This window comes from Cryobacterium inferilacus (assembly GCF_019599185.1).
Taxonomy (GTDB): domain Bacteria; phylum Actinomycetota; class Actinomycetes; order Actinomycetales; family Microbacteriaceae; genus Cryobacterium; species Cryobacterium inferilacus.
Window position 1 is genome coordinate 1 of the sequence record NZ_JAIEUL010000039.1, and the last position, 6,041, is coordinate 6,041.

The window sequence follows — 6,041 nt, forward strand, 5'->3', positions numbered from 1 at the left end:
GTGCGGTGGCCCCGGCCGATCCCTCTCCGGTTGCCGCGGCCAGGACGGTGGCCCCGGCCGAGAGCTGCCCGGTGCCGTCGGCGAGGGCGGTCGCGCCCTGGGCCACCTGGCTGGTGCCGTCGGCCAACTCGCCCGCGCCGTCGGCGAGGGTGCCGGTGCCGTCCGCCAGCGCTCCCGCGCCGGTGGCGAGCTCGCCGGTGCCCTCGGCGAGGGCGTTGGCGCCGGTGGAGACCTGCCCGGTGCCGTCGGCCAGCTGGCCGGCGCCGTCGGCGAGTTGTCCGGTGCCCGCGGCCAGGCTGCCGGCGCCGTCGGCCAGTTGGCCCGCTCCGCTGGCGAGCCGGCCCGCGCCGTCGGCCAGGCTCGTGCCGCCGTCGGCGGCGCTGCTGGCGCCATCCGTCAGCTGCCCGGCCCCGTCGGCGGCGTCGGCCAGGCTCGAGCGGATGTCGGAGAGCCCGATCAGCAGGCTGTCCGCGGCCTGCTCGTTGACCCGTTCCACGATCGCGTCCCTGATGGTCTGCGCGGCCTGGCTGCCGATCGTGGAGGCGAGGTAGCTGTTGGTGTCGTTGGTGGTGAGGGTGATGGTGGCCTGGTGCGGGTCGTCCGTCGACGACGACGCGATCGAGCTGGAGAAGTCGGCGGGGATGGTGACGCTGAAGTCATAGGTGGCGTCGGCCACGCCGGCCGTGGCGGTGGCGGCCGTGACGGTGTGCCAGTCGAAGGTGCCGTCGTCGATCAGCTGTTCGGCGACATCCGCCCCGTAGTTACTGGGCTCGCCGTCGTACTCTGCGCCGGTGTCGGCCACCACCAGCGCCACCGGCACCCGGTCGAGGCCGGCGTACGGGTCCTGATTGGCCCACAGGTAGAGGCCGCCGTAGAGCACGGGCACGAGCATGAGCGCCACGAGGGCGACCCGGCTCATGGTGGTGGCGGTCAGGCGCGCGAGCTCCGCGCGGATCATGGCGAAGATCTTCACAGGTCGGCTTCCAGGGTCGTGAGGGTCGTGAGGGTCGTGAGGACGGTGATGGCGTGCGCGGAGGCATCGCCGGCGATGACCAGCACGGCATAGCCCCGGTCGGCGAGGGCGCCGGCGGTGGCCCACCAATCCAGCGGGTCGCCGCCGTGCCGGTCGGGGGAGGTGAGCACGATGCCGCGCACGTCCTCGCGCCTGACGGCCAGTTCGGTGAGCAGACGGATGCGGGAGGCCGGGGCCAGATCGCCCATATTGGCCCGGGACCGGTCGGCCAGGCCGAGCTCTCCGAGGGCCTGGCCCACGGCGCGGCGGTGGCCGAGGCGGCCGGCGAACATGAGTTCCTCGGCCACGACCTCCGCGACCGTGACATCCGCGGCCGGCTCGGAGACGCCGAGGGCGTCGACGAGGGCGATGTGGCGGCGGAGGCCGGCGTAGTCGGTGCGGCCGTCGAGGGTGACGGTGCCGGCGTCCGGACGCATCCGGCCGGAGGCGATCAGGCCGAGCACGGTGGGGCGGCGTTCGGTTTCGGCCCTGGCGAGCGTGACGCCGCCGGATTCGAACTCGAGTGAGGTGAGCGGGAGGGCCGAGTCTGTGGGCCCCTTGGTGACGTTGCTGAGGGTGATGCGCATGCGGATGCCTTCGCTGGGAGGGGAGCGGCACCGGTGAGCCGGACACGTGGGTCCGGCTGGTGTGCTCCATTGCAGCGGGCGCCGTCGGCAACTATACTGACTAGTCAGTACAAAATCAAGGAGTGGACATGCCGCGGGTGACCGGAACCAAACGCCTGATCTTCGACGCCGCCCTGCAATTGGCCGGTGAGCGCGGCATCACGGGAACGACCATGGACGATGTGGCCGAGCGCGCCGGCGTGGCCAAGGGCAGCCTGTATTACAACTTCGCCTCGAAGGACAAGCTGTTCGAGGAGTTGCTGCGCGAGGGCATGTCTGCGCTCACCGAGGCGCTGCGCGAGGCCAGGGCGGGCAAGGAGGGCTGGCCGGCCATCGAGGCGCTCGTCGGCACCCTGCTCGGCCGTATCCAGGCCAATACCGCGTTGGCCAAGGTCATCGCCGGCGACATCTTCCGCACCGACCGGGCGTGGCGCCAGACCTCGTACGCCTTCCGGCACGACGCCCTGGCGGAGTTCGCGGCGGCGATCGACGAGGCCGTGCCGGAGGCATCCGTCACCGGCGCCACCGCGCTGATGGCCAGCAGCGTCTTCGGCGCCACCCTGATGGCCGGGCTGGAATGGCTGCTCTTCGACGAGGAGCGCCCGCTGCACGAGGTGACCGCAACGATCCTGCTCACCTTTTCCGGCCGTCTCACCCGCGAACCCTGACCCCACCGTCGAAAAACCGCCCGGATGCGCGCCGAAGTCACGGCTCGCCTGGCGACAGGGGAGTCCCCCGGGCCGGTCGCGGTAAGATCGAGTGTGACCGGCGCAAATCTGATCGAACAGCCCGAGACCCTCCTACCCGCGGAACCGGAGGTGATTGAGGCACTCAGCCGAACCGGAACGCGCGATCTGGCAACAGTCGTGGCAGCGCATCCGACATCTTCGTTGGCCTGGGCGATGCTCGCCGATTTCACCCACAGCCAGGGCAACCTGCTCGAGGCCTACGCCTATGCCCGGGTGGGCTATCACCGCGGCCTCGACGCGCTGCGCAAGGCCGGCTGGCGCGGCCAGGGTCCAGTGCCGTGGTCCCACGAACCCAACCAGGGCGTGCTGCGCGCGCTCTTCGCCCTCCGCCGCGCCGCGGCCGAGATCGGCGAGGACGACGAGTTCGAACGCCTCACCGCGTTCCTCGACGGCGCAGACCCGTCCGTCATCCCGCTGCTGCGCTCGCAGCAGACCGAGGCTGTCTCACCCGGCGTCGACCCGGCCCCGCCGACCGCCGCGTTCTTTATCCAAGGAGAAAACTAAGCCATGCCCGCAATTGTTCTGATCGGCGCCCAGTGGGGCGACGAAGGTAAGGGCAAGGCCACCGACCTGCTCGGCAGCCGGGTCGACTATGTCGTCAAGTTCAACGGCGGCAACAACGCCGGCCACACCGTGGTCGTCGGCAACGAGAAGTACGCGTTGCACCTGCTGCCCTCCGGCATCCTCACCCCCGGCGTCACCCCGATCATCGCCAACGGTGTCGTCGTCGACATCGAGGTGCTCTTCGAAGAACTCGACGCGCTCAGCTCCCGCGGTGTTGACGTGTCCAAGCTCAAGGTGAGCGCCAACGCGCACGTCATCACCCAGTACCACCGCACCATGGACAAGGTCACCGAACGGTTCCTGGGCAAGCGCCAGATCGGCACCACCGGTCGGGGCATCGGCCCCACCTACGCCGACAAGATCAACCGCGTCGGCATCCGCATCCAGGACCTGTTCGACGAGAACATCCTGCGCCAGAAGGTGGAGGGCGCCCTCGGCCAGAAGAACCACATGCTGGTCAAGGTGTACAACCGCCGCGCCATCACCGTCGACGAGATCGTCGACGACCTGCTCAGCTACGCCGAACGCCTGCGCCCGATGGTCGCCGACACCGCGCTGCTGCTGCACGAGGCCCTCACCGACGGCAAGACGGTGCTGTTCGAGGGCGGCCAGGCCACGATGCTGGATGTCGACCACGGCACCTACCCGTTCGTCACGTCGTCGAACGCCACGTCCGGTGGCGCGGTGACCGGCTCCGGCATCGGCCCGAACCGCATCGACCGCATCATCGCGGTCGTCAAGGCGTACACCACCCGCGTCGGCGCCGGCCCGTTCCCCACCGAGCTGTTCGACGACTCCGGCGAGTTCCTGCGCGCCAAGGGCTTCGAGTTCGGCACCACCACCGGGCGTCCGCGCCGCTGCGGCTGGTACGACGCCCCGATCGCCCGCTACACGGCGCGCATCAACGGGGTCACCGACTTCGTGCTCACCAAGCTCGACGTGCTCACGGGCCTGGACACCATCCCGGTCTGCGTCGCCTACGAGGTCGACGGGGTGCGCTACGACGAGGTGCCCGTCTCGCAGTCCGACTTCCACCACGCCAAGCCCGTCTACGAGGAGTTCCCCGGCTGGACCGAGGACATCACCCTGGTGCGCCACTTCGAGGACCTGCCGAAGAACGCGCAGGACTACGTGCTCGCTCTCGAGGCCATGAGCGGCGCCCGCATCTCCGCCATCGGAGTGGGCCCCGACCGCGAAGCGATCCTCACCCGCCACGACCTGATCGACTAGGCACCACCCCGCGAACCGTGCCAGGGCCCCGAAAACCTCGAGTTTTCGGGGCCCGTCTCACGGCCGGGCGAACGGAGAACCCACGTGAGCGCGCATCTGCCCGACGAGAGACTGCTGACCGGCCGCTTCGTGTGCCTGGAACCGCTCAGTCACGCGCACCTGCCCGAGCTGCACCGGGCCATCGCGCATCCGGCCGTGTTCGCCGGCGGCTTCGCCGGCGGCCCGCACGGGCTGCCGGCCGACCTCGACGAGTTCGTCGCGTTCGCCTCGAAGTACTACCGGTGGGACGCGCTGCCGTTCGCGGTCCGTGTCGTCTCCGGCCCGCACGCTGGTGACCTGGTCGGCACCTCAACGCTCGGCGACATCGACCTGCCCAACGAGTCGCTGCACCTGGGCTGGACCGCGTACGCCCCGCAGGTGTGGGGTTCCGCGGTGAACCCGGAGACCAAGCTGCTCATGCTCGGCGCCGCGTTCGCGCACGGCTTCGGTCGGGTGAAGATCCAGGCCGACGTGCTCAACTCCCGCTCCCGGGCGGCGATCCTCGGCATCGGCGCCCAATTCGAGGGCATCCACCGAAGGGTGCAACGCCGAGCGGACGGCTCCTGGCGCGACACCGCCGTCTACTCCGTGCTCGCCGACGAATGGCCGGTCGTGCAGGCCGGGTTGCAGAAGCGGCTCGACGGTTTCGGCGGCCAACCGGTGGCGTACCGCGACCCGCGCGCCACCCGGCCCCGGGTCACACCGAGCTGATTCCGGCCATCCGCCCGCGATTTTCGGACATCACCCTCGGCGCAGGCGGCTGAGCCCGAAACGCGTGCTGCCGGTGGGCTAGGGTCAGCTGGTGAGTGAGATTTCCAGCCCCAGAAACCCCAGGGTCGCCCTGCAATTCCTCGGCATGGGCGTGGTGTGGGGCGCCAGCTTTCTGTTCATGAAGGTCGCCCTCGACGGCGTCAGCTTCGGCCAGGTGGCCTGGTCCCGTCTGGTGTTCGGCGGCCTCACCCTCGGCCTGATCGTGCTGGCCACCCGTCCCCGCGTCAACCACGGCCCGGTGCTGCCGCGCGAGGGCCGGGTCTGGGCGCACTTCCTGGTGATCGCGTTCAGCGGATGCGTCATCCCGCATCTGCTCTTCGCCTGGGCGGAGCAGTACGTGTCGTCGAGCCTGGCGAGCATCTACAACGCGGTCACCCCGATCATGACCGCACTCATGGTCACGGCCGTGTTCCGGGTGGAGAAACTCGCCCGCGACCAGGTGATCGGCGTGCTCATCGGCATCGGCGGGGTGGTGGTCATCATCGCGCCGTGGCAGTACTCCGAGCTCACCGGCGACCTCTGGGGCCAGCTCGCCTGCCTCGGCGCTGCGCTCTGTTACGGCTTCACCTTCGGCTACACCCGCAAGCACCTCAGCGGCCGGCCCATCGCCGGCACCACCTTCGCCTTCCTCAACATCGGCCTGGCCGGCGTCGTGATGCTGGTGCTCACCCCGGTGTTGGCCTGGCAGCCGGTGGCGCTGAACCTCCCGATCGTGCTGAGCCTGCTCACCCTCGGGGTGCTCGGTACCGGGGTGGCGTACATCTGGCACATCAATGTGTTGCGGGCCTGGGGGCCAACGACCACGTCGACGGTCACCTACGTCACCCCCGTCGTCGGGGTGCTGCTCGGGGTGCTGGTGCTGTCCGAGACGTTCTCCTGGCACGAACCCGTCGGCGCCGCGCTCGTGCTGGTCGGCATCCTGCTCACCCAGAAGCGGGTGCGCCTGCCCCTCCCCGTCCCCCGAACTGCCTGAGCATAACTAACACGAAAATAGACGTGAGGTCATGCTGCCGCCGGTGTGAGGGTGACGTCGTAGCCGAGTTTGCGGAG

General features: G+C 69.9%; 7 protein-coding genes. 5 read left to right on the forward strand and 2 right to left on the reverse strand.

Annotated features, from left to right (window positions below):
* The coding region (locus tag K2F54_RS18630; protein ID WP_220607355.1) for a YhgE/Pip domain-containing protein at positions 1-973 on the reverse strand (973 nt) is incomplete at its 3' end.
* Positions 970-1,599 carry a hypothetical protein gene (locus K2F54_RS18635; RefSeq protein ID WP_220607356.1) on the reverse strand — a complete coding sequence of 210 codons (630 nt, stop codon included), beginning with the start codon at positions 1,597-1,599 and terminating at the stop codon, positions 970-972. The genes K2F54_RS18635 and K2F54_RS18630, both read right to left, overlap by 4 nt.
* Positions 1,600-1,727: 128 nt before the next feature.
* Between K2F54_RS18635 and K2F54_RS18640 the strand changes: the two genes are divergently transcribed.
* The 5 genes from K2F54_RS18640 (at position 1,728) to K2F54_RS18660 (ending at position 5,964) form a co-directional block, all read left to right on the forward strand.
* Positions 1,728-2,306: a TetR/AcrR family transcriptional regulator gene (locus K2F54_RS18640; protein ID WP_220607357.1), complete on the forward strand. Its 579-nt coding sequence runs from the start codon at positions 1,728-1,730 to the stop codon at positions 2,304-2,306.
* Between the two features lie 93 nt (positions 2,307-2,399).
* Entirely contained in the window at positions 2,400-2,891 is a 492-nt protein-coding gene (locus K2F54_RS18645; protein WP_308287742.1) for a DUF3151 domain-containing protein, read from the forward strand.
* 3 nt (positions 2,892-2,894) lie between these two features.
* Entirely contained in the window at positions 2,895-4,181 is a 1,287-nt protein-coding gene (locus tag K2F54_RS18650; protein WP_220607359.1) for an adenylosuccinate synthase, read from the forward strand.
* A gap of 84 nt (positions 4,182-4,265) precedes the next feature.
* Positions 4,266-4,931: a GNAT family N-acetyltransferase gene (locus tag K2F54_RS18655; RefSeq protein ID WP_220607360.1), complete on the forward strand. Its 666-nt coding sequence runs from the start codon at positions 4,266-4,268 to the stop codon at positions 4,929-4,931.
* A 91-nt stretch (positions 4,932-5,022) separates the two neighbouring features.
* The gene (locus K2F54_RS18660; protein WP_308287743.1) at positions 5,023-5,964 is read left to right on the forward strand and encodes a DMT family transporter; all 942 of its coding nucleotides are present in this window, start codon (positions 5,023-5,025) and stop codon (positions 5,962-5,964) included.
* Positions 5,965-6,041 lie beyond the last annotated feature (77 nt).